Annotated in this window: 17 protein-coding genes; 9 read left to right on the forward strand and 8 right to left on the reverse strand. The window is 66.6% G+C overall.

Features of this window, described 5'->3' with window-relative positions:
- Positions 1-12: 12 nt before the first annotated feature.
- The 4 genes from AC5QAH_RS12405 to AC5QAH_RS12420 form a co-directional block, all read right to left on the reverse strand.
- On the reverse strand, positions 13-933 hold the full coding sequence (locus tag AC5QAH_RS12405) for a glycosyltransferase family 2 protein (RefSeq protein WP_224328387.1): 921 nt from the start codon (positions 931-933) through the stop codon (positions 13-15).
- Positions 934-962: 29 nt separating this feature from the next.
- Positions 963-1,946, reverse strand: coding sequence for a glycosyltransferase family 2 protein (locus tag AC5QAH_RS12410; RefSeq protein ID WP_049454814.1), 984 nt, complete (start codon positions 1,944-1,946; stop codon positions 963-965).
- 74 nt (positions 1,947-2,020) lie between these two features.
- Complete coding sequence (locus tag AC5QAH_RS12415) at positions 2,021-3,586, reverse strand: hypothetical protein (RefSeq protein ID WP_049454816.1); 1,566 nt, start codon at positions 3,584-3,586, stop codon at positions 2,021-2,023.
- Between the two features lie 30 nt (positions 3,587-3,616).
- Positions 3,617-5,773, reverse strand: coding sequence for a RelA/SpoT family protein (locus tag AC5QAH_RS12420; RefSeq protein ID WP_043399224.1), 2,157 nt, complete (start codon positions 5,771-5,773; stop codon positions 3,617-3,619).
- A 130-nt stretch (positions 5,774-5,903) separates the two neighbouring features.
- On the opposite strand from AC5QAH_RS12420, the gene AC5QAH_RS12425 reads away from it, so the two are divergent.
- Positions 5,904-6,440 (forward strand): hypothetical protein, encoded by a 537-nt coding sequence (locus AC5QAH_RS12425; RefSeq protein ID WP_010481716.1) that lies wholly within the window; start codon positions 5,904-5,906, stop codon positions 6,438-6,440.
- A 53-nt stretch (positions 6,441-6,493) separates the two neighbouring features.
- On the opposite strand, the gene hrpA is transcribed toward AC5QAH_RS12425, so the two are convergent.
- Positions 6,494-10,576 carry an ATP-dependent RNA helicase HrpA gene (hrpA, locus tag AC5QAH_RS12430; protein WP_049454818.1) on the reverse strand — a complete coding sequence of 1,361 codons (4,083 nt, stop codon included), beginning with the start codon at positions 10,574-10,576 and terminating at the stop codon, positions 6,494-6,496.
- 86 nt (positions 10,577-10,662) lie between these two features.
- Between hrpA and AC5QAH_RS12435 the strand changes: the two genes are divergently transcribed.
- From AC5QAH_RS12435 to AC5QAH_RS12460, 6 genes are all read left to right on the forward strand, one after another.
- Positions 10,663-11,211 carry a Dps family protein gene (locus tag AC5QAH_RS12435; RefSeq protein ID WP_005410730.1) on the forward strand — a complete coding sequence of 183 codons (549 nt, stop codon included), beginning with the start codon at positions 10,663-10,665 and terminating at the stop codon, positions 11,209-11,211.
- Between the two features lie 563 nt (positions 11,212-11,774).
- Positions 11,775-13,580, forward strand: a complete 1,806-nt coding sequence (recQ, locus tag AC5QAH_RS12440) for a DNA helicase RecQ (RefSeq protein ID WP_049453779.1) — start codon at positions 11,775-11,777, stop codon at positions 13,578-13,580.
- A 153-nt stretch (positions 13,581-13,733) separates the two neighbouring features.
- Positions 13,734-14,117 (forward strand): CopL family metal-binding regulatory protein, encoded by a 384-nt coding sequence (locus AC5QAH_RS12445; RefSeq protein WP_010481710.1) that lies wholly within the window; start codon positions 13,734-13,736, stop codon positions 14,115-14,117.
- Positions 14,118-14,192: 75 nt separating this feature from the next.
- Complete coding sequence (locus AC5QAH_RS12450; RefSeq protein ID WP_197602278.1) at positions 14,193-16,004, forward strand: copper resistance system multicopper oxidase; 1,812 nt, start codon at positions 14,193-14,195, stop codon at positions 16,002-16,004.
- Positions 16,001-17,026: a copper resistance protein B gene (locus AC5QAH_RS12455; protein WP_495232374.1), complete on the forward strand. Its 1,026-nt coding sequence runs from the start codon at positions 16,001-16,003 to the stop codon at positions 17,024-17,026. The genes AC5QAH_RS12450 and AC5QAH_RS12455 overlap by 4 nt, the downstream gene beginning before the upstream one ends.
- 81 nt (positions 17,027-17,107) lie before the next feature.
- Complete coding sequence (locus AC5QAH_RS12460; RefSeq protein ID WP_010481707.1) at positions 17,108-17,620, forward strand: GNAT family N-acetyltransferase; 513 nt, start codon at positions 17,108-17,110, stop codon at positions 17,618-17,620.
- A gap of 78 nt (positions 17,621-17,698) precedes the next feature.
- Here the strand turns inward: AC5QAH_RS12460 and AC5QAH_RS12465 are convergent, their stop codons facing one another.
- The gene (locus AC5QAH_RS12465; RefSeq protein WP_010481706.1) at positions 17,699-18,019 is read right to left on the reverse strand and encodes a TFIIB-type zinc ribbon-containing protein; all 321 of its coding nucleotides are present in this window, start codon (positions 18,017-18,019) and stop codon (positions 17,699-17,701) included.
- Between the two features lie 149 nt (positions 18,020-18,168).
- Here AC5QAH_RS12465 and AC5QAH_RS12470 point away from each other — a divergent pair, with 149 nt between their 5' ends.
- Positions 18,169-18,936 carry a CPBP family glutamic-type intramembrane protease gene (locus AC5QAH_RS12470; RefSeq protein ID WP_495232375.1) on the forward strand — a complete coding sequence of 256 codons (768 nt, stop codon included), beginning with the start codon at positions 18,169-18,171 and terminating at the stop codon, positions 18,934-18,936.
- 94 nt (positions 18,937-19,030) lie between these two features.
- Entirely contained in the window at positions 19,031-19,453 is a 423-nt protein-coding gene (locus AC5QAH_RS12475) for a response regulator (protein WP_049435667.1), read from the forward strand.
- Positions 19,454-19,519: 66 nt separating this feature from the next.
- Here the strand turns inward: AC5QAH_RS12475 and AC5QAH_RS12480 are convergent, their stop codons facing one another.
- Together AC5QAH_RS12480 and AC5QAH_RS12485 are read right to left on the reverse strand one after the other, a co-directional pair.
- The gene (locus AC5QAH_RS12480; protein WP_495232376.1) at positions 19,520-20,455 is read right to left on the reverse strand and encodes an alpha/beta hydrolase; all 936 of its coding nucleotides are present in this window, start codon (positions 20,453-20,455) and stop codon (positions 19,520-19,522) included.
- Positions 20,456-20,537: 82 nt separating this feature from the next.
- Positions 20,538-21,377: an alpha/beta hydrolase gene (locus AC5QAH_RS12485; RefSeq protein WP_495232377.1), complete on the reverse strand. Its 840-nt coding sequence runs from the start codon at positions 21,375-21,377 to the stop codon at positions 20,538-20,540.
- Between the last annotated feature and the right edge of the window lie 318 nt (positions 21,378-21,695).

A 21,695-nucleotide genomic window follows, 5' to 3' on the forward strand; every position in this document is an offset into this window, starting at 1 on the left:
GAAACCGCCTGTTCAGCGACCTGCCGGGGGTAGCGCCCCCGACTTGCCTCGAACTCCATCCCACAACCCTTTCAGCATGAACCTTAACCGAACCCAGCGAGGGGCTAGGAATAAGCTGTTTCCCATCAGCTTCAGCAGCAACCGCGGCATATCCTGGGCAATCCAAATCCAGGGCGTATAGGCACGCCCATAGAGCAGGACCCGATTGCGCATGATGTAGTAAAGCCGGAAGGGCTTGTGCACGATCACACCATCGGGTTTTGCACGTGAAGGCAGCAGTTCCTCGCCGATGCTGTGGGTCATCTGCGCATCGCAAATGCCATACAGGGCATGGCCACTGCGCTTGGCGCGGAAGCACCAGTCCATGTCCAGATTGTCAATGAACAAGGATTCGTCCATTGCGCCAATCTCCCGCAAGGCCTTCATTGGTATCAGCGAACCGGATGTAATGAGGAAATCACAAGAGATGCGCTGACCTGGCCCACCGCGCAGCTTGAAATTGAACGGGAATCCAAAGCGCACGAACGGAGCAAGCATGCCATTGCGCGAATCCCGGAACTGCGGACCGACAGCCGCCACACTCTCATCCCGGGCCAATTCAACCAGTGCGTTTCCCAGCAGAACGACCATTCCCGGTGCCAGTATGCTGTCTTGGTCCATCAGCAGCACATAGTCGAATTCCAGCGCCTGCGCACGCTCATAGGCTCGATTCAAGGCACTGCCAAGACCAACATTGATTGGTGAAGCAAAAACGCTTATCCCCTCTTGATCTCCCAGCATTTCAGCAACGTCAACAGCACTGCTGCCATTGTCGAACACTACCAGATGCCCTACCTGCTGCAGCACGCTGTCAACCACATTGCGCAGCAAGACGGGATTGGGCCTGTAGGTAACGATCACGGCGCAGACACGTTTGGTGTCGAAGACAGACACGGAGTCGGGTTTCTGCAATATCAGTGGACTCATGGCATCAGATCACTGGCTGCGGACCGCAAGCCATTTGAAAAGCGATGGTAGCGGCCACTGGCCACTTCCCTGAAGACCTGCAGCAAACGTGCGAACAACGACACAGCAAGTCCGGCACGTGCCTGTGCATGCTTCAGGCGCTGCTCGAGAATCTCGGTCTGCACAGCATCAAGCGGCGGCCGTCCCCGCTGCGTGCGCGACTGCAATGAGTAGAGGCGCTGCAATGCCGCCATCAAATAGTTGCGACGTACCACGGCACTTCCCAATGCACGCTCAAGCACCCCCCGCCTGTGCGCCCCCACCTGGTTCCTGTCGTGCTGCCGGTAATCGGTGGTGATGGTCTCAATACAATCCAGTCCACCGCTGGCTGCTGCCACCATCGCCAACCATTCGTCGTGGATCCAGCCATCAGCCACTGGCAGTGCCTCCGCGATCAGATCGCGGCGCAGCGCTGTGACCGCGCCGGTTACAATGTTTCGGCCGAGGAGGACCTCAAAGCCTTCACCGCGATGCTCACGCTTGATGTCCTGGCGATCAATGGCCAAGGCCTGAAACAAAGTCGCCCGCAGAGGGACACCTTCGGCGTCGACCAACTGCGCGTTGCTGTGCAGGAGCCGCAAACCTGGACGCGCATCGAAGATCCTTAGGAAGGTCTCGATCTTGTCCTCGCGCCAGAGGTCATCCTGATCGCACAGAAAGACGATGTCGCCGCTGCACTGTAATAATGCGCTTTCGAAATTGCGGACGTATCCGACGTTCTGCTGCTGCCGTCGGAGCACCACTTCGATACCCCTCGCATGCAGGGTCGCCACCTCCTGTTCGAGAACACCCCATGTACCGTCAGTTGAGGCGTCGTCGACTATCACTACTTGCGTAGGCAGCACGGTCTGCGCACCGACGGTGCGCAGCTGGGCGGCAATGTAGCGCTCCCCCTGCCAGGTACATAAAGCAACAGAGACGGTGGTTGTGACGCTGGACATGTTCACAGGAGCGGCCGGAGCGACTGGACTATACCCCACCCGTAGACCCTACACGAATCGCAACAACTTCAGCGTCACCGCGATTCACCGCCTGCGCGGCGCAGGCGGTCTTCGAATGCTGGCAGCTCGGCCAGGTCCGGCTGCAGCAAACGGGCCTGTCCGGCGGCATGCGCCGCGAAAGCCAGGTCGCCGTTGCCGAGCCGTTCGCTGCCGATCGCCAGCCAGCGCTGGGCCAGGCGCAGGCGCGCCGAGGGAAGTCCGGCCGCGGTCGGCGACAGGGTCTGCCAGGCCTGCAGGCAGGCACCTGCGGCCTGCACGCGGTTCTGCCGCAGGTTGTCGTCGAAGCAGCGGCGGCTGGCGGGCAGCAGCCGCGCTGCGGCAGCCTTCACCCGTGCATCGCGTGGCGCCAGTGACTGCGCTTCGCGCAACGCGTCGAACGCACTGTGGCCGGGGGGGCTGATCCATTGCCCGGCACGTTCAGCGCGCTCGATCCTGCGCAGGTGGTCGCGCAGTTGGCGTTCGCGTTGCGTGTTGCTGACCGCCGGCTGCTGCAGCGCCTTCTGCGCCTGTTGTGCGCGCTGCAGGCGTTGCGCGAGCTGCTGTTGCGCGGCCGGCGAAGCACCCAGTTCCGCCGCCAGCGCGGAATCGGCCTGCGCCGGCTCGAACTGGAAGTCGTCGGCCCGCTTCTGGCTGCGCGCCAGCACCGCCTGCAAGGTCTGTTCGCGGCCGCGCTGGGCACTGGAATCATCAACCGCCACTGCCAGCACGGCGAGGAATCCCTTCGCTGCCGATTCCAGCTGCCGCCGCTGCAAGGCGCGCTGGGCCTGGCGCAGGCGCTGGTCGACAGCCTGTGCCAATGCTTCCTGGCTTGCGGGCAGATCGGCGTGGCCGGCATCGAACTGGCGCGCACGCTGCAGTATCGTCGCTGCCTCGGCCAGCTCGCCGCGCCCGGCCAGGATGCGGGCCTGCTGCAGCAGATCGCTCAGTGCGTCCTCGCGACCTTCCAGCGCCGGCAGATTGTCCGGCTGCAATGCCAGGATGCGCTGGAACAGGGGCAGCGCGCTGCTGTCACCTTCGTCCAGCCGGCCCGCTGCAAAGGCGTTGCGCGCCTGCGCCAGCAGTGCACCGATGCCGGCGCCTGCACTGCGCCGGGCCTGCAGCTGGCGAGCCACGGCGTCCGCATCGGCCTGCGGCACCTGCAGCTCCCGGGCCAGTGCCAGCGCCTTCGCGCTGCCCTCGAGGTCGTTGGCCTGCAGTTTTTCGCTGGCCTGCTGCAGGGCCGCGGCGCCGGTACGGGCCAGGCCTTCGCGGGCCTGCGGACGATCACCATCCAGCGCCAGCACGGCCTGGTAGCGCTCGCGCGCACCACTGCCGTCGGCCGCGCTCAACCGGCCGGTGGCAAGCGCGCGGTCACCTTCGGCCAGCAACTGTTCGATCTGCGGCTCATCCCAGAACCAGTCGGCCAATGGCTTGCGCAGCAGCACCAGCAGCACGAACACCGCCAGCGCCGCGACCAGCGCCCAGCGCCACACCCGGCGCGCGTGGCGTGCCTGCAGCCACCACCAACGGCCTTCACGGCGGACGCGGTCCAGCGCAGGGTGTTCAGCGCCATGCGGGCGATGCGGGGGCTCGCGTTCCATGCGTGCAGGGTAGCCGGGGCAGCGTGAAGCTCAGCCGAGGCGACGCGCCTCGCTCACGCCGGGCAGCGCATCCAGCTTGCCGAGCAGGGTCGACAGCTGGCCGTAGTCGCTCACCTTCAGGCGCAGGCGCAGGTGGGCACGGCCACTGTTGCGTACATTGTCACTGTGGATGTCGAGCACGTAGGCGTCTTCCTGGGCGATCAGGTTGGTGATGTCCTTCAGCAGCCAGCGGCGGTCGACCGCAGTGACCACCACGTCCACTTCGTAGCCGCCGCCGGCCTGGCCCCACTCCACCGGCAGGATGCGCTGCGGGCTGGTGGCTGCCAGCCGGGCCAGCGCGGCACAGTCTGCACGATGCACGGTGACACCACGGCTACGGGTCAGGTAGCCGACGATCGGCTCGCCAGCCACCGGCTGGCAGCAGCGTGCCAGCTGCACCAGCAGGTTGCCCACGCCCTGCACGGTGAACTTGGACTTGCCCAGGTTCTCGCGGCGCGCGGTCGGCCGCGGCAGGGTCGGCGCGGGCGCCGGCTGGCTCGCTGCACGTTCGGCTTCCAGCAGGGTACGGCTGACCTGGTTCGGGCCGGTATCGCCCAGCGCCACCTGGATGTAGAGATCGTCAACGCTGTCGGCATGGAACTTCTTCGCCGCCACCGCCAGGTCCGAGTGCTGCAGGCCCAGACGCTTCAGCTCGCGCTCTAGCAGTTCGCGCCCGGCCTGCACGTTGCGCGCGCGGTCCAGCTTGTGGAACCAGCTGCGTACCTTTTCGCGCGAGCGGTTGCTGGCCAGGAAGCCGTTGGCCGGCATCAGCCAGTCGCGGCGGGGGTCGGCCTCCTTGCCGGTCAGGATCTCGACGCGGTCGCCGCTGCGCAGGCGATAGGTCAGCGGCACGATGCGACCGTTGACCTTGGCGCCCCGGCAGCGGTGGCCCACCATGGTGTGCACCTGGTAGGCGAAATCGAGCGGCGTGGCGCCCTGCGGCAGATCCAGCACCTCATCCTTCGGGCTGAGTGCATAGACCCGGTCTTCGGTCAGCTCGGCATCGAGCGCCCCAGCCAGCTCATTGCCCTGCCCGTCCTGCGCCTGCTCCAGCAGCTGGCGCATCCAGGTGATCTTGCGGTCGAAGGACTTCTCCGCGCCCTTGCCACCCTCCTTGTACTTCCAGTGCGCGGCCACGCCCAGCTCGGCCTGCGAGTGCATCTCATGGGTACGGATCTGCACTTCGATGGTGCGCCCTTCCGGGCCGACCACGGCGGTATGCAGCGAGCGATAGTCGTTGGCCTTGGGCCGGGCGATGTAATCGTCGAACTCGCTCGGCACCGGCGCCCACAGTGCATGCACCACGCCCAGCGCGGCATAGCAGGCGGCGACGTCGTCGACCATCACGCGCACCGCACGGATGTCATACAGCTGGTCGAACGCCAGACGCTTCTTCTGCATCTTCCGCCAGATGCTGTAGATGTGCTTTGGACGGCCGCTGACCTCGGCCTTGATGCCCTGCGCGACCAGCTCGCGCGACAGCACCTTCTTGACGTTCTCGACGTAACGCTCGCGGGCGATGCGGGTTTCGTCCACCTCCCGCGCAATGCGACGGTAGGTCTCCGGTTCCAGGTGGCGGAACGCCAGGTCCTCCAGCTCCCACTTCAGCTGCCAGATGCCCAGGCGGTTGGCCAATGGCGCGTGGATGTCGCGTGTCAGCTGTGCCAGCGCGCGGCGTTGCTCGTCATCCAGCTTGTCGGCCGCGCGCATCCGCGCCAGCTGCCGGGCCAGCAGGATGGGCACCACGCGCAGGTCGCGGATGATCGCCAGCAGCAGGCGGCGCAGGCCTTCGCTGTTGCGCCCTGCCTCACGGCCGGCATGCAGCGCCCACACCGGGTCGGCGGCGTCCTGACCATCCAGCAGGCCGATCACCGCGGCCTTGTGGTTGCCCAGCGGCAGCTGTTCCAGGCTCGCCCGCAGGCCTGGCAGGTCGAACAGCAGGGCCGCGACCACCGCGCCTTCGTCGGCGGAGAGCATCGCCAGTGCGTCGAGGGTGTCACCCAGCACCGACCAGCTGGCGCGCATCTGGTGGTCGCATTCCGGCGCTTCCCAGTGCCCGCGCAGGGCCTGGCGCAGCGCAGCAGGCAGCACGGCTGCCGAGGGACGGTTCAACAAGGCATCCAGGCCGGGGACGGAAGCGCGGTTCACAGCATCGAGCAGGCAAGACAGAGGCCTCTACACTAGCGCCGGCGCCGTTCAGGGACAATCACCGCGGCCACCATCACCCGGCATGAAGACATGCCGCTACACTCGCGGGCAAACCCAGGAGAGTCCCGACATGTCCTCGATCGCCCCGCGTTTCCGCCTACGGCTGCTGGCCTGTGCCGCACTGTTGCTGTCCTTGTCGGCGCCTGCGCTGGCCCAGCGTGTGGTGGAGGGGGACCTGCAGCAGCAGATGTCACCGGCCGAGTTCAAGGCTGCTGGCCTGGACAAGCTCAGTGCGCAGGAACTGGCCACGCTGAACCGCTGGCTGCAGGGCAAGGTCGAAGCCGCCACCACCCAGGCGGTTGCCGCCGTACGGGAATCGGCACGCGAGGAAGGCCGTCAGGAAGTGATCGTGAAGAATCGCGGCTTCTTCGATTTCGGCAGCAGCGAGCCGATTGTCGGCGTGCTGCAGGGCGAATTCCGCGGCTTCGGCAAAGGCCGCGTCTACGTGCTGGACAACGGCCAGGAATGGGAGCAGACCGATGCAAGCACCCTGGCCGGTGTGCGCAAGCAGTCCCCCGCCGTCAGCATCAAGCCCGGCGTGATGGGCGTGTGGTACCTGAAGGTCGACGGCGTGAACACCCAGCCGAAGGTGCGCCGTACCAAGTAACGCCGTGACCTTGCTGTAGAGCCGAGCATGGGCTCGGCTCTACAGCAACGACGTCATGCCTGGCGCAATGCGGTCACCCGCTGCGCCAGCTTCTTCGCCGAGATGCCGGTGCGTGCCCCCAGCTCCTGCGCGAACAGTGACACCCGCAGCTCTTCCAGATCCCAGCGCAGCGCCTGCCATTGCGGGCGCTCGCGCAGTCCCTGCTGCTCCCCCACTTCCAGCGCTTCCAGGAACGGGTGCAGTTCCAGCATGCGCGCCTGGTCACGTGGCGGATCACGCTTGGCACGCTCGGTGCGCAGGATCATCGCCTTCAGGTAGCGCGGATACTGCGCCAGCGCGTCAGCCGGCGTGTCGCGCAGGAAGCCGGGATGGATCAGGCCGGCCAGCTGCGCTTCCATGTCGTCCAGGTTGCCGCGCGCCCAGCCCATCAACGGTGCTTCCAGCATCGGCTTCAGTTCCGCCACCAGGCCCAGGATGGTTTCGGCCAGTTTCAGCCGCGACATCGCCTCACCGAACAGGGCCTTGGCCGCATGCTCGCGTCGCTGCTCGAAGGTCGCCGCATCGCGGATGTCTTCCAGGCCCTCGGCCAGCACCGCGTTCATCGCTGCATCGACCAGGTCGCCGCGCAGGCGCTCCTGCGATTCGATCGCGGCATACAGCAGGCCGGTCTTGGCACCGACCGGCAGCTGCTTGCGCGCCTGCTTCACCTTCTCGGCCAAGGCGATTTCCAGCAGGCGGCGCACGCCGAGCGGATGGGCCTCCAGCGCCTGCTGGCGGTCGGCGAAGATGCGCAGCGCCACGCTGTCGCCCTCGTCCAGCAATGCCGGATACGCCGGCACGCCCGCTTCACCGGTCACCTGCAGCGGAATCGGCGTGGCCGGGAACGTACGCAGGCCATCGGCCGCCATCTCGCGGCCGGCGCGTGCAGCGAACGCATCGCCGGCACGACCGCCGAATTTGGCGCGCAGTGCATCCAGATCGCGCGAGGTCGCCAGCACCTTGCCCTGCTCGTCGCGCAGCCGCAGGTTCATGTGCAGGTGCGGTTCGATCGAACCGGGCTCGAAATCGAGCGCGGTCACGGTCGCGCCGGTTGCGCGCGACAGGAAACGCGCCAGTTCGCCGGTGATGGCATCGGCGCTGGGCTGCGGGAACGCCTCGTAGAACGCGCGGCCGAAGTCCGGCGCCGGCACGTAGTTGCGGCGCATCGCCTTGGGCAGGCTGCGGATCAATGCAGAGGCCTTGTCGGCGACGAAACCCGGCGCCAGCCAACCCAGTTGCACTGGGTCCAGGGCATTGAGCAGATGCAGCGGCACATCCAGGGTCACGCCATCGTCGTCGGCACCCGGTTCGAAGCGGTAGTGCAGCGGCAAGCGCGCCTGGCCCAGGGCCAGGTACTTCGGATAGCGCTCCTGTTCACTGCCCTCACCCGGTAACAGATCGACCAGCGACCAGTGCAGGGTCTTGCGCTGTTCCGGCGCCAGCCCCTTCCACCAGGTATCCAGCCCCGCCGCCGAATGGATCTGCGGCGGCACCCGGTCCAGGTACCAGCGCGCCTGCCAGTCCTCGTCGGCGACGATGCCGGCGCGGCGCAGCTTGGCTTCTTCCTCGCGGGCGGTCTCCAGCACTTTCTGGTTGTCGGCCACGAAGCTGGCGCGGGTGTTGATCTCGCCGGTCACCAGCGCCTGACGCACGAAGATGTCATGCGCTTCGCCCGGTTCGATGCGGCCGTAGTGCACCGGCTTCTTCGGCGCCAGCACCAGGCCGAACAGGCTGATCTGCTCGGACGCCAGCACCTGGCCCTGCGCGCGCGACCAGTGCGGATCGAAGTGCTTGCGCAGCAGCAGGTGCGGCAGTTCGGCGATCACCCAGTCCGGCTCGATCGCGGCCAGGGTCATGCCCCACACCTTCTGCGTATCCAGCAGGTTGGCCACCAGCAGCCACGGCGGCGGCCGCTTGGACAGCGCCGAACCGGGGAACGGCAGGAAGCGGCGCTGGCGTGGTGCCTGGAAATCGCCCTTCTCGGTGCGGTGGCCGATCTGCGTCGGCAGGCCCGCCACCAGCGCCCGGTGCAGGGTCTGGTAGGCGGCGGCGCGCACGCGTTCACTGAAACCGCCGCCAACTGGCGTCTGTTCCTTCTGCGCACGCACGGCCACCGGCATCGGTGCGGCCTCGGCCTTGCCTTCGCGGGCCAGGCGCGCGGCACGGTGCAGCTGGCCTCGGGTGGCTTTCACCGCCGCGGCGTCGTCACGCGCCGGTGCCGGCGCACTGCTGCCGGCCAGCAACGGTGCCATCGAGGCCTCGTTGGCCTCTTCCTTCCAGCCCAGTTCTTCGCACAGCAGGCGAAGCTGGCGATGCAGCTCGCGCCACTCGCGCATGCGCAGGAAGCCGAGGAAATGACGGCCACACCAGTCGCGCAGTTTGGACTGGGTCAGGTCTTCGTGGGCCTGCCGGTAGCCATCCCACAGGCGCAGCACGCCGACAAACTCGGAGCGGCCATCGGCGAACTGCGCATGTGCGCTGTCGGCCGCACCGCGTGCTTCGGGCGGGCGTTCGCGCGGGTCCTGGATGCCCAGGAACGAGGCGATCACCAGCATCGGCCGCAGGCAACCGGCAGCCTGCGCAGCGACCAGCATGCGCGCCAGCTTCACGTCCACCGGCAGGCGTGCCATCTGCTTGCCGATGGTGGTCATGCGCCGCTCGGCATCGATCGCGCCCAGTTCGGTCAGCTGCTGCCAGCCATCGGCTACCGCGCGCTCGTCCGGTGCTTCCAGGAACGGGAATTCCTCGATGCGGCCCAGGCCCAGCTGCAGCATGCGCAGGATCACCCCGGCCAGGCTGGAGCGGCGGATTTCCGGATCGGTGAACTCCGGCCGCGCCTGGAAATCAGACTCGGCGTACAGGCGGTAGCAGATGCCCTCGGCGATACGCCCGCAGCGGCCCTTGCGCTGGTTGGCGCTGGCCTGCGAGATCGGCTCGATGTGCAGGCGGTCCAGCTTGTTGCGCGGGCTGTAGCGCTTGACGCGGGCGAAGCCCGGATCGACCACATAGCGGATGCGCGGCACCGTCAGCGAGGTTTCCGCCACGTTGGTGGCCAGCACGATGCGCCGGTTCGGGCCGGGGTTGAACACCCGGTCCTGGTCCTGGTTGGACAGCCGCGCGTACAGCGGCAGCACCTCGGTGTTGCGGTACTTGCGCCGTTCCAGCGACTGGTGCGCATCGCGGATCTCGCGCTCGCCCGGCAGGAAGATCAGCACGTCGCCGCGCGCATCCAGGCGGGTGATCTCGTCGATGGCCGACACGATGGCGTCGTTGACGGTGCGCTCGCCCTCCTGTTCGCCCTCGCCTTCCAGCGCGCGGTAGCGCACTTCCACCGGGTAGGTGCGGCCTTCCACGCTGATCACCGGCGCATTGTCGAAGTGCTGGGCGAAGCGTTCGGTGTCGATGGTGGCCGAGGTGACGATCAGCTTCAGGTCCGGGCGCTTGCGCAGCAGCTGCTTCAGGTAGCCCAGCAGGAAGTCGATGTTGAGGCTGCGTTCGTGCGCCTCGTCGACGATAATCGTGTCGTAGTTCGACAACCAGCGGTCGCTGGCGATCTCCGCCAGCAGGATGCCGTCGGTCATGAACTTGATGCGGCTGTCTTCGCTGACCTTGTCGTTGAAGCGCACCTGGTAGCCGACCAGCTGGCCCAGTTCGCTCTGCAGTTCCTGCGCCACGCGGCTGGCCACCGCGCGTGCGGCAATCCGTCGCGGCTGGGTGCAGCCGATCATGCCGGCCTGGCCACGGCCTGCGGCCAGGCACAGCTTGGGCAGCTGGGTGGTCTTGCCCGAGCCGGTTTCACCGGCGATCACCACGACCTGATGGTCGCGGATCAGCTTGATGATCGCGTCGGCTTCACGCGCAATCGGCAGCTGCGGGTCCAGAGTAATGGACGGCTGCTGCTGCGCCCGTGTCATCCGGCGCTGCACCGACGCCTGCAAGGCCTGCTCGAAGGTGGCGGCCAGTGCCGCATCCTGTGGCTTGGCCTGGCACCGCGAGAGCATCCCCAGCAAACGGCCCCGGTCGCGGCTCATGGCGCCGTCGATGGCGGCGCGCTGTTGGCGCAGGCGGGGCGATGGATTTTTATCGATAGAGTTCATCAATCGGTTCGTTCAAAACTTTGAAAGCGACCAGTCATCACGACCGGTTTATTGTGAAGGCCAACGATTCCACAAGGAGGAACCCCATGGCGAAGACCAAGAGCACGACCAAGGCCAAGACCGGCAAGCAGAAGCTTGCAGCGGCGGCACCGTCGGCGCCGAACATCGATATCGGGATCACCCAGGGCGACCGCAAGAAGATCGCCGACGGTCTGTCGCGCTTCCAGGCCGATGCGTTCACGCTCTACCTGAAGACGCACAACTTCCACTGGAACGTGACCGGGTCGATGTTCAACTCGCTGCACACCATGTTCGAGACGCAGTACACCGAGCAGTGGGCGGCACTGGACGATGTGGCCGAGCGCATCCGCGCGCTGGGCTTCAATGCCCCGGGCTCCTACCGGGAATTCGCTGCGCTGACCTCGATCGCCGAGGAACCGGGCCTGACCGACAGTGCGGACTGGCGTGAAATGGTACGCCAGTTGGTGGTCGCCAACGAAGCGGTCTGCCGTACGGCACGTGAAGTGCTGGAGGTGGCGGCCAAGGGTGACGATGCCCCGACCGAGGATCTGATGACCCAGCGGCTGCAGACCCACGAGAAGTACGCCTGGATGCTGCGCTCCCTGCTCCAGTAAGGGTTGGGAGTGGTTCGGCAGGGCTGCGCCCTGCACCCGCAGAGGCCGAAGCAACAGCAACTACCAGAGCAAGAGCAAGAGCTGGTTTCCTGTGGGTTGGCGGGGTGGGTCCGGTTGCGGGAGACGCCGTAAACCCGTCCTTGGGGGCTTGGCAGCCGCATCCATGCGGCTGACACTCCCACAACCGGACCCACCCCGCCCTTGACAGATTTCCGCGGTCTGCCTGCCCTTGTAGAGCCGAGCCATGCTCGGCTCTTTTCGTTTCGATCTCGAAATATTCGATTTCGATGGATTTTGATCCACGCATGGCGTGGATGGCCCAACCGTCACCGGGAAGCTGTCGGGGGCGGGTCGGTGTGGGCTTGCAGGACCGTTGGCGCCATGGATGGCGCCATCGAGCCCCCAAGGACGGGTTTACGGCGTGTCCTGCAAGCCCACACCGCCCCGCCCAACCAGCAGACACCCCAGAGCCGGCTGCTGCCTTTGACGTTGCTCTGGCTTGAAGGCTTCTGCAGGTGCAGGGCGCAGCCCTGCCGACTCCCCCGCCGGGGTAAACTAGCGCGATGGCTTCCCGTCCCGCGCACGACCTGCTCCAACGCGTCTTTGGTTACGACGATTTCCGTGGTCCCCAGCAGGACATCGTGGAGCATGTGGCTGCCGGTCACGATGCCCTGGTGCTGATGCCTACCGGTGGCGGCAAGTCGCTGTGCTACCAGGTGCCCGCCCTGCTGCGTGACGGTTGTGGCATCGTCATCTCGCCGCTGATCGCCTTGATGCAGGACCAGGTCGAAGCCCTGCGCCAGCTCGGCGTGCGCGCCGAATTCCTGAACTCGACCCTGGACGCCGAAACGGCCGCCCGGGTCGAACGCGAACTGCTCGCCGGTGAGCTCGACATGCTCTATGTCGCCCCCGAGCGCCTGCTGACCGGACGCTTCCTGTCGCTGCTGTCGCGCAGCCGGATCGCCCTGTTTGCCATCGACGAAGCCCATTGCGTGTCGCAATGGGGCCACGACTTCCGCCCCGAATACCGCCAGTTGACCGTGCTGCACGAGCGCTGGCCGCAGATCCCCCGGATCGCGCTGACCGCCACCGCCGACCCGCCGACCCAGCGCGAGATCGCCGAGCGCCTGGACCTTCAGGAAGCACGCCACTTCGTCAGCTCCTTCGACCGCCCCAACATCCGCTACACCGTGGTGCAGAAGGACAATGCCCGCAAGCAGCTGACCGATTTCCTGCGCGGCCACCGTGGCGAGGCCGGCATCGTCTACTGCATGTCGCGGCGCAAGGTTGAGGAGACTGCCGAATTCCTGTGCGGCCAGGGCTTCAACGCCCTGCCCTACCATGCCGGCCTGCCGCCGGAAGTGCGCGCTGACAACCAGCGCCGTTTCCTGCGCGAGGATGGCATCGTGATGTGCGCCACCATCGCCTTCGGCATGGGCATCGACAAGCCGGACGTGCGCTTCGTGGCGCATACCGACCTGCCGAAGTCGATGGAAGGCTACTACCAGGAAACCGGGCGCGCCGGCCGTGATGGCGAAGCCGCCGAAGCCTGGCTGTGCTACGGCCTGGGCGACGTGGTGCTGCTCAAGCAGATGATCGAGCAGTCCGAGGCCGGTGAAGAACGCAAGCAGCTGGAGCGGGGCAAGCTCGACCACCTGCTGGGCTACTGCGAATCCATGCAGTGCCGCCGCCAGGTGCTGCTGGCCGGTTTTGGCGAGACCTATCCCCAGCCCTGCGGCAACTGCGACAACTGCCTGACGCCGCCAGCCTCGTGGGACGCGACCATTCCAGCGCAGAAGGCGCTGAGCTGTGTCTACCGCAGCGGCCAGCGTTTCGGCGTCGGCCACCTGATCGACGTCCTGCGTGGCAGCGAGAACGAGAAGGTGAAGCAGCAGGGCCACGACAAGCTCAGTACCTATGCGATCGGCCGCGACCTGGATGCACGCACCTGGCGCAGCGTGTTCCGCCAGCTGGTCGCCGCCAGCCTGCTGGAAGTGGACAGCGAGGGCCACGGTGGCCTGCGCCTGACCGATGCCAGCCGTGACGTGTTGACCGGCCGCCGCCAGATCAGCATGCGCCGCGACCCGGCCAGCAGCACCAGCGGACGCGAGCGCAGCGCACAACGCACCGGATTGTCGGTACTGCCGCAGGATCTGGCCCTGTTCAACGCCCTGCGCGGCCTGCGTGCCGAACTGGCGCGCGAACAGAACGTGCCGGCCTTCGTGATCTTCCACGACAGTACCCTGCGCAACATCGCCGAGCAACGCCCGACCAGCCTGGACGAACTGGCACGGGTCGGCGGCATCGGCGGCACCAAGCTGAGCCGCTACGGCCCACGCCTGGTCGAAATCGTTCGCGAAGAAGGCTAGCGGCGGGCCCCTGTAGAGCCGAGCCCACGCTCGGCTGCCTCTGCGCGAACAGCAGCCGAGCGCAGGCTCGGCTCTACATTGATGCTGGTCCAACCTTGAACCGGCCATTCAGCCGGAAGTGCATCCGCGCCCACTTGCAGCTAGATTAACGCCATGTCCCTGGCCTCGACCCTGCTCCGTGTCGTGCTCATGCTCAGCCTGTTGCTCAACGGGCTGAACGCGGCCATGGCCAGTGGTCACGAGGAAATGGGCCGGATGGCCCACGCGGTAGCCGCCCTTGATGGCGGCGGCGATGCCGACTGCCACCACCACGCCGCCATGCAGGCCGACCAGGCCCCGCAGGCCAAGGCCCCCGCCCACGACGCCCACTGCCAGATCAAGGACTGCGTGCGCAGCTGCGCCCAGCACCCGCTGCTGGTGGTGCAGCCGTTGCCGTACCTGGCCGGCCCAGCACTGTCGCTGGCCCCGCAGCCGATGCCAGCCACTGGCCGTCCGGCGCCGCCGCTGCCGCCGATCTCCCGCCCTCCCATCGGCTGATTCCACACACACCGTGCGCCCTGCGCACCGTAGCCGGCCACCTGCCGGCGTCTTTACGTGTCTGGAGTCACCACCATGAATACCCGCATTCCCCCCGGTCCGGGCGCTGTGCCCATGCCGTCGCGCCGCCTGTTCGTGCAGGGCCTGGCCGCCGGTGGCGTGGTTGCCGGCATCGCCGCTGTCGGCGTGCCGCAGCGCGCGCTCGCCGCCGCCACGGCTGCCCCACGCCTGGCCGGCGCCCCCGCCGTGCTCAGCGACACCCGCATCGAATTGGCCATCGGCGAATCGCTGGCCAATTTCACCGGCCGCACCCGCCCGGCGATCACCGTCAACGGCTCGCTGCCCGCGCCGATCCTGCGCTGGCGCGAAGGCCAGACCGTGGATCTGTTCGTGCGCAACACGCTGGGACGCCACCCGACCTCCATCCACTGGCACGGCATCCTGCTGCCGGCCAACATGGACGGCGTGCCGGGCCTGAGCTTCAACGGCATCGGCCCCGGCGAGACCTACCACTACCACTTCCAGCTGAAGCAGTCGGGCACCTACTGGTACCACAGCCACTCGATGTTCCAGGAGCAGGCCGGCCTGTACGGTGCGCTGATCATCGATCCGGCCGAACCGGCGCCGTACCACCACGACCGCGAGCACGTGATCATGCTGTCCGACTGGACCGACATGGACCCGGGCGCGCTGTTCCGGCGCATGAAGAAGCTTGCCGAGCACGACAACTACTACAAGCGCACGCTGCCCGACTTCCTGCGTGACGTGAAGCGCGACGGCTGGTCGGCCGCGCTGTCCGACCGCGGCATGTGGGGCCGGATGCGGATGACGCCGACCGATATCTCCGACATCAACGCGCATACCTACACCTACCTGATGAACGGCACCGCCCCGGCCGGCAACTGGACCGGGCTGTTCCGCAGCGGGGAAAAGGTACTGCTGCGCTTCATCAATGGCGCCTCGATGACCTACTTCGATGTGCGCATTCCCGGCCTGAAGATGACCGTGGTGGCCGCCGATGGCCAGTACATCCATCCGGTCAGCATCGATGAGTTCCGCATCGCTCCCGCCGAAACCTACGATGTGCTGGTCGAGCCCACCGGCCAGGACGCGTTTACCATCTTCTGCCAGGACATGGGCCGCACCGGCTTCGCTGCCGGCACGCTGGCGGTACGCCATGGCCTGCAGGCGCCGATCCCTGCACGCGACCCGCGCCCGTTGCTGACCATGAGCGACATGGGGCATGACATGGGCGCGGGTAGCCATGGTGGCCACGACATGACCGCGATGAAGGGCATGGAAGGCGGCTGCGGCGCCAGCATGGGCCACGGTGCGCATGGCGGCGGTGATGCCGCCAGCAAGGCGCCAAAGCACCCGCCCAGCGAGCGCAACAACCCGCTGGTGGACATGCAGAGTTCGGCTACCGAACCGAAGCTGGACGACCCCGGCATCGGCCTGCGCGACAACGGCCGCAAGGTCCTGACCTACGGCGCGATGCGCAGCCTGTTCGAAGACCCCGATGGCCGCGAGCCCAGTCGTGAAGTCGAGCTGCACCTGACCGGCCACATGGAGAAATTCTCCTGGTCGTTCGACGGCATCCCGTTCGCCAGCGCCGAGCCGCTGCGGCTGAACTACGGCGAGCGCATGCGCATCGTGCTGGTCAACGACACCATGATGCAGCACCCGATCCATCTGCACGGCGTGTGGAGCGATCTGGAAAACGCACAAGGCGAATTCCAGGTGCGCAAGCACACCATCGACATGCCACCCGGTACACGCCGCAGCTACCGCGTGCGCGCCGACGCGCTCGGCCGCTGGGCCTATCACTGCCATCTGCTGTACCACATGGAAGCGGGCATGATGCGCGAAGTGAGGATCGAAGAATGAGCCGCTCACTGCTTTCCCCAAGCCTGCTGGCGCTGGGCCTGGCTGCTGCAATGCCGGTGTTCGCGCAGTCGCACGCGGGCCATGACATGGGCACGATGAACGTGCCTGCGAAGAGCGCGAAGACCCCGGCCGAAACGGTCGATCATTCAAAGATGGATCATTCGGAGATGGACATGGGTGCGGCGGATCACGCCGGCATGGACCACTCCACGATGGACCACTCGAAGATGGACCATGGCGCGATGCAGCCAGCGGCGATGGACCATTCGCAGATGGACCACGGGGCGATGGGCCACGGCGCGCCCGCACCGACCGAACCCCTCGAACCGATCCCGGTGCCTACCGATGCCGACCGTGCCGCTGCATTCCCGCCCATCGCCCACGGTGCGATGGAGCATGCGCCGGAGATCAACAGCCTGCTGCTGATCGACCGCCTCGAGCATTGGGATGGCAAGAGCAGCAACGGCCAGGCCTGGGAGGCCACGGGCTGGATCGGCGGCAACATCAACCGCCTGTGGCTGCGCACCGATGGCGAACGCAGCCGTGGCCGCACCGAATCATCGTCGCTTGAAGCACTGTATGGCCGCAGCGTGTCGCCGTGGTGGGACGTGCTGGTCGGTGTGCGCCAGGACTTCCGACCGGCCGACTCCCGCACGTGGGCGGCCATCGGCATCCAGGGCCTGGCGCCCTACAAGTTCGAGAGCTCGGCCACGCTGTACATGGGCTCCGGCGGCCAGGTGCTGGCCAAGGCCGAAGTCGAGTACGACGTGCTGCTGACCAACCGTTTGATCCTGCAGCCGCTGCTGGAAGCCACAGTGGCAGCCAAGGATGAACCGGAGTACGGCATCGGCCGTGGCCTGAACAAGGTCGAAGCCGGGCTGCGACTGCGCTATGAGTTCAGCCGCCGCTTCGCGCCGTACATCGGCATCAGCCACGAACGCAGTTTCGGCGACACCTCTGACTATGCCGGTGACCACGCGCGCGACACGCGTTGGGTCGCTGGCGTGCGCATGTGGTTCTGAGCAGCGTTACGTGAGCAGTGGCCAGCCCCGGCAGCCGCCGGGGCCGGCTACACTGCGCCACGTTCCAATGCAGGCACCGCCATGTCGTTGCAGATCCGCCGCGCCACCCTCGCCGACGTCGACACGCTTTCGGCGATCGCCATCGCCACCTATACCGAGACCTGGGGCGACTCATATCCGCCGCAGGACCTGCACGATTTCCTGCAGGATCACTACAGCAGCGAACCGCAGCGCATCGAACTGTCCGACCCACGCAGTGCCATCTGGCTGCTGATGGACGGTGACGCCGTGGTCGGCTATCTGGCCGCCGGTGCCAACACCCTGCCGCACACGGATGCATGCGAGGGCGACATCGAACTGAAGCGGTTCTACATTCTGGCTGCACACCAGAACGGCGGCCATGGTGCACGCATGATGGACGCGTTCATGGCCTGGCTGGACCAGCCGCAGCGCCGCACCCTGTGGGTGGGCGTATGGGAAGAAAACTTCGGCGCGCAGCGCTTCTACGCGCGCTATGGGTGCAGCAAGGTCGGCGAGTACGACTTCATCGTCGGCGACACGCATGACCGCGAGCTCATCCTGCGGCGGCCGTGATCACGCGCTCCATGTAGCGTCGACCCATGCTCGACTATGGCCTGCAACATCCAGTCGAGCATGGCTCGACGCTACAAACTAGAAATCGAACAACTCCGACAGGAAGCTGTCCTTCTTCTTTTTCTTGTAGCCGTGGCTGTACTGCTGGCCCCGGTTGTCCTCGTAGCGCTGGCCCAGATGACGGGTGTCGCGATGCATCACCGGCGGCGGCGCGGCGGCCGGCTGCGACTGCGCCGGGGCGGGCGGCGGTACCGCACTACCCGCACCCGCGCGCTCGATGATCTTGTCCAGTTCACCACGATCCAGCCAGACACCACGGCAACCAGGGCAATAGTCGATCTCGATGCCATGGCGTTCGGCCATCTGCAGGGTCTGGGTCTTGCACACGGGGCACAGCATTGGCATTGCTCCTGTCGGTCTGGTAACGACTGTACCTGCCCTGTGATGACTGTGCGGCAACACATGACCGATGGCACAGGGACTTCCGGCGCGTGCCAGCGTGCCCGGCCCCTTCCACACTGCATGCTGGTTCCGCAGGGAGTGCGTGCATGACCGTCCTGTCCCGCCTGCCCAGCGCCGCGCGCCTGCTGATGGTGCTGCTCGGCGTCGGCGTTGGCCTGAATCTGCGCGACATCGCAGCCGCCGCAGGCACGCCGATTCCCGCCTTGCCCATTGCTTACGGCGGCAGCCTGCTCGACAACGCGCTGGCCGTGCTCGTGGCACTCCTGCTGGCCGCGCTGCTGCGGCCACGCGGGATGGGCCTGATGACCAGCCTGGGGCTGCGCGGCAACGGCTGGGGCGGCCCGTTCTGGGTACTGCTGGCCAGCCTGCCCTGCTGGCTGGGCCTGGCGCTGCTCGGTTCACCGAACACCGCGCTGACCGCGTTGGACGCCACGATGCTGGCAGTGCTGTTCCCACTGGCCGAGGAAGTGCTGTTCCGCGGCCTCGGCTTCGTGCTGCTGGTGAAGATCGTGCGCGCCCCCTGGCCATGGCTCGCACTGCCGCAGGCGCTGTTGTTCGGCTGGGTGCACTGGCTGGGTTTCGGCGGGTTCGACGGCGGCGGCCTCGCGCTGTTCGTCGGGGCGGTGATCGCCCTGGGCGGCTTCATCTTCGCCTGGCTCGACCACCTCGACGGTGACACGTTGTGGTGCGGCCTGGTCCTGCACGTGTCGATGAACCTGGCCTGGAACGTGTTCAGCCTTGATGACGCCGTTGCACTGGGCTGGCAGGCCACCGGCCTGCGCATCGGCACCGCCCTGCTCGCGGTCGCGATCCTGGCCTGGCACGTGCATCGCCGGCGCCAGACGCGGTTGTAACGCCCACTTAGCTTGCCGTGCACGCCGGGATCACTACCGGCTTGCGCATACTTGCGCGCCTTTTGCTCCCCCTGTTGTCCGGAGTTGCCGCGTCATGTTGCTGTCCAAGCGCTTTGTGGAACCGCGCGTCCTGCTCATCGAGGACGCCGAGGAAACCCAGGAACTGAGCCGTCTCGCCCTGGAAAGCCAGGCCTGCCAGGTCACCGCTGTCAGCAGCGCCGAGGCCGCGCTGGGCCTGCTCAACGCCGGTGAACCGTTCGACCTGCTGTTCACCGACGTCTGCCTGGGCGGCATCAGCGGCATCGAAACCGCCAACCGCGTGCGCGAGCACCTGCCGCAGCTGCCGATCCTGGTCACCTCCGGCATGGACCAGCATCGCGTGCTGACGCAGCTGCGCGCCGGCATCCACTTCCTGCCCAAGCCGTACAGCATGAGCGAGCTGCTCGATGCCATCCGCCTGTGCTTCCGCCACGCCGATGTGGGCGTGTTGACCGGGCCGGATGCACAGGCCGCGTGAGGCATTCATCCACGCATGCGTGGATCTACTGATTTCACTTCTCGTCGGCGTGGATTGAACGGGTCATCAGCCGCCGGTATACGGCCCCTCACCCGGCAACACTTCCAGCAGCGCACGGCTGATCACCCGCGGGTATACCGTCAGGTGGTCCTCACCGTCGATCACCACGTTGTCCACCTTCAGCTCGCGCCCCTTGCGCTCAAGCTGGGCAGTGAAGTCGGCAGTCTGCCGCAGCATGTCGTTCCCGGTTGAGTAACGCGGCCCTGGCTTGTCCGTCTCATAGCTTCCCACCGACAGCAGCACCCGCGTCGGCTGCGCCGGAATCACAGCGGCATCCTGCATCCGCGGCAGCAGAAGGTGGTCGAACCACAACGACGGGCTCGACAGAACATAGGTGCTGAACATGTCCGGCCGGGTCGTCAACACGTAGGCGCCGAACAGAGCACCATAGGAATGACCGGCGAACATGCGCCGGGCGGGATCGGTGCGATAACGTGCATCGACCATCGGCAGCACCTGCGCCGCCAGGAAATCGCGATAGTGCGCGGCACCGCCGTAGGTGACGTCATCACTGTAGTAGCCCTCGGTACGCACCGGATTACTGGGCGTGTAATCGCGCGAGCGGCTCTGCTTGGAGGTCAGCCCTTCCTGCGGCGGCAGCCCGACCAGGATGAAATCCTCCAGGTTGACACCCTTCTGGCCCACCAGGTTGCGCACGCTGCGCACCAGCGGGAAGCTGTACAGCGCGTCGGTCACGTACAGCACCGGATAGTGCTTTTCTGGATGTGCGGCGTAGTCGGCCGGCAACGCCACCCAGACCGGATAATCGCGGCCGATCGGATCGTGCACGCGCAGCGCTTCGGTATCCGGCAGCACCACGCCCGACACAGCGGCGGCCGGGCTCTCCTTCGCTTCACTCTGCGCTGCCGGCGGCGCCACCGACATCGCACAGCCACTCACGGCCAGGCAGGCCGCCACACTCCATCCACGCACACGCTGCATCCACACGCTCCCATTGCGGGCGGCGCACCGGATGGCGCCGCTGCCGCATCCTTGCATGGTGCGCAACCCGCTGCCAGTGCGGTCAGGGCGAGGCCGGCGGCGCCGGGAACAGTGTGCGCAGCGCCTGCAATGCGGCCGGATGATAGATCGTAGCGTGGGTTTCTTCCGACAACGGCAGGTACTTCACCAGCGGCGACGGCGAAGCCTGCTGCAGCAACTCGGCCAGTCGTGCAGTGGATGCGGCCAGCTCCGGCTGCCCACTGCTGGCCAGGAATACGCGCGGCTGCGCACGCGTCACCGCCGGCAGCTGCTTGGCCGCCCCGGCCAGCATTGCACCACGGTTCCACCACAGGCTGGGGTCCAGCGCGATGTAGCTGTTGAACAACGTTGGCTCCTGCAGCAGCGTCTCGACCACGAACAGGCCGGCCAGCGATTCACCGATCAGCGCGCGCTCGTCGGTGGTCGGGTAGCGCTGGCGCACCTGCGGCATCAGCTCTTCGCGCAGGAACGCGCGGTAGGCCGCCGAACCACCAATGCGCGGCGCGATCTTCCGGTCCTGCGGGTCGTTGCTGGGGCCGGTCATGTCGCGGCGGCGCTCGGTGTTCTCGATGCCGACCAGCAGGAACGGACGCATGCTGCCGTTGCCGCTCAGCACCTGCACCAGCCCGGCCACATGCAGGAAGTCCTCACCGATGCCGCCATCGGCCATGTACAGCACCGGCAGCGGCGCCTTCGGATCCAGGCCCCACGGCTGCGGGCGGTAAACATTGATGCGGCGGGTTTCGCCCAGCGCCTTCGACTCGATGGTGAAGGTCTCGCCGATGACCAGAGGAGTTGCGGCAGCGGGCGACGCGGTTTCGGCGGCCATCAGCGGCCCGGCGGAGACAGCGGACAAAAACAGCGACAGCACGATCAAGCGCATGGAGCGGCCCATCCTGGGAAAGTGCCGAGCATAACGCCAAGACCAAGGCGTCGGCCGATTCGGCAAGCCTGCCTGTATGCTACGGCGCTGCGCGATGCTTGAACTGTATCGGGAAATGACTGCAATCACGTTTGCTAGCATTCATCGTTTCCTACAAGGAGTTGGGACATGGGGGGATTCAGCATTTGGCACTGGATCATTCTTCTGGCGGTCGTCCTGATCCCGGTCGGCATCGCAGCCGTCATCGCAGCGATTGTTCTCAGGCGAAAGTAGATCCACGCCATTCGTGGATGCGCATTATGGGGATGCCTCAAGGGC

The sequence above is a fragment of the Stenotrophomonas sp. YJH_SMC_43 genome (assembly GCF_059372535.1).

Bases quoted from the DNA above. Each gene is read 5' to 3' on its own strand.
- AC5QAH_RS12465 (WP_010481706.1), bottom strand. From the start codon at position 18,019: ATGCTGTGCCCCGTGTGCAAGACCCAGACCCTGCAGATGGCCGAACGC.
- AC5QAH_RS12450 (WP_197602278.1), top strand. From the start codon at position 14,193: ATGAATACCCGCATTCCCCCCGGTCCGGGCGCTGTGCCCATGCCGTCG.
- recQ (WP_049453779.1), top strand. From the start codon at position 11,775: ATGGCTTCCCGTCCCGCGCACGACCTGCTCCAACGCGTCTTTGGTTAC.
- hrpA (WP_049454818.1), bottom strand. From the start codon at position 10,576: ATGAACTCTATCGATAAAAATCCATCGCCCCGCCTGCGCCAACAGCGC.
- AC5QAH_RS12445 (WP_010481710.1), top strand. From the start codon at position 13,734: ATGTCCCTGGCCTCGACCCTGCTCCGTGTCGTGCTCATGCTCAGCCTG.
- AC5QAH_RS12470 (WP_495232375.1), top strand. From the start codon at position 18,169: ATGACCGTCCTGTCCCGCCTGCCCAGCGCCGCGCGCCTGCTGATGGTG.
- AC5QAH_RS12460 (WP_010481707.1), top strand. From the start codon at position 17,108: ATGTCGTTGCAGATCCGCCGCGCCACCCTCGCCGACGTCGACACGCTT.
- AC5QAH_RS12485 (WP_495232377.1), bottom strand. From the start codon at position 21,377: ATGCGCTTGATCGTGCTGTCGCTGTTTTTGTCCGCTGTCTCCGCCGGG.
- AC5QAH_RS12480 (WP_495232376.1), bottom strand. From the start codon at position 20,455: ATGCAGCGTGTGCGTGGATGGAGTGTGGCGGCCTGCCTGGCCGTGAGT.
- AC5QAH_RS12455 (WP_495232374.1), top strand. From the start codon at position 16,001: ATGAGCCGCTCACTGCTTTCCCCAAGCCTGCTGGCGCTGGGCCTGGCT.
- AC5QAH_RS12435 (WP_005410730.1), top strand. From the start codon at position 10,663: ATGGCGAAGACCAAGAGCACGACCAAGGCCAAGACCGGCAAGCAGAAG.
- AC5QAH_RS12410 (WP_049454814.1), bottom strand. From the start codon at position 1,946: ATGTCCAGCGTCACAACCACCGTCTCTGTTGCTTTATGTACCTGGCAG.
- AC5QAH_RS12415 (WP_049454816.1), bottom strand. From the start codon at position 3,586: ATGGAACGCGAGCCCCCGCATCGCCCGCATGGCGCTGAACACCCTGCG.
- AC5QAH_RS12425 (WP_010481716.1), top strand. From the start codon at position 5,904: ATGTCCTCGATCGCCCCGCGTTTCCGCCTACGGCTGCTGGCCTGTGCC.
- AC5QAH_RS12475 (WP_049435667.1), top strand. From the start codon at position 19,031: ATGTTGCTGTCCAAGCGCTTTGTGGAACCGCGCGTCCTGCTCATCGAG.